Origin of the sequence: Bradyrhizobium jicamae (genome assembly GCF_001440395.1) — a bacterium.
GTDB lineage: Bacteria > Pseudomonadota > Alphaproteobacteria > Rhizobiales > Xanthobacteraceae > Bradyrhizobium > Bradyrhizobium jicamae.
In genome coordinates this window covers 1-1155 of the sequence record NZ_LLXZ01000147.1, presented here as the reverse complement: position 1 = coordinate 1155, position 1155 = coordinate 1, and the positions used below count along the sequence as shown (strand labels likewise).

At 68.1% G+C, this 1155-nt stretch carries 1 pseudogene; it reads right to left on the bottom strand.

From position 1 onward, the window contains the following. A pseudogene (locus CQ12_RS23915) lies at positions 1-1155 on the bottom strand (lytic transglycosylase domain-containing protein); the annotation flags it as partial.

Below are 1155 nucleotides of genomic sequence, written 5' to 3'. Positions count from 1 at the left end.
GCGGGCTTCCTGCGCGCGGCCCGCCGCTTCCGCCGCGCGGCCCTGCCAATAGCCGGCGCGCGCAAGCGCGGTGGGGTTAGCGCTGCCGACGCCGATCCGGGCGAAGTGTTGGGCTGCGACCGCCGGATCTTTCAGGAAACGTAGTGCAATCCAGCCCGCGGTGAATTCCTGCTCGGTCTTGTAGATGTCGCGCGTCGGCAGCGCCGCATCCCGCGCGATCAGATACGCGCTGCGATACTCGCCCGCGTCGATCATCTTGCGCGACAGCAGGCGCCGCTCGATCCACCATTCGTTGAGATTGTGCAGGCGATTCGGATCTTTCGGCGCGCCGAGCATCAGCTGTGCGGCCTCGTTGAACTTCTCCTCGCGGCGAAGCAGCTGGATCCTCGCGAAGACATAGCCGGTCTCGCCGTGCAGTTCGCGCGGCACCGCATCCAGCAGAGCCCTGAGGTTGGAAGCCTTCTTGTTGGCGCCGATCCGTGCTTTCGCCAGCGCCACATGGCCCGAGCCGAGCCGTTTGGCGGCGCGCATGCCGCCGGCTTCCTGCTCGGTGCCGTAAAGCAGCGACTCCATCCGCGTCTTGTGATCGCCCGCCGTCAGCAGCGCACCGAACATGTCGAGCGCCGCGCTCTCGGTGTCCTCCGACATGCCGTCGTGACGCCAGGCCTCGCGGACCAGCCGCTCGGCGTTGGCACGATCGCCGCGCGCGATCATCGCCTTGGCCAGCGCGAACTTGCCCTTGGCCGAGATCGGTGACTGGTTTTCGAACCACGACCACACCGTGGCGTCGTCGCGGCGGTCGTCCCACAGCGCGGCCTCGATGCGCCGGCGCATGAAAATCTGCGACGGCCAGCTCGGATTGGATGAAATAAACGCGCGGTAGCGCTCGACCGAGGCGCTGTTGTTGTCGCTGCGCAGGATCAGCCATTCCGCGAGCTTGCGCGCGACCGGATCCGAGATCGTCGCTTGCGCCTGCGTCGCATCGCCGGGCTTCTGCTTGCGCACGAGCTCAATGACGTTTTCCAGCGCGTCCTTGTCGGCCTGCGATGTCGAGGTCGTCGCGGCTACCGCTGCCGGGGCCACCTGCTTGCGCGGAGGCGGCACGGCGGCATGCTGGCGCGTTGCAGGCGCCAGCACAGGCGGCGGCGGGGCCGG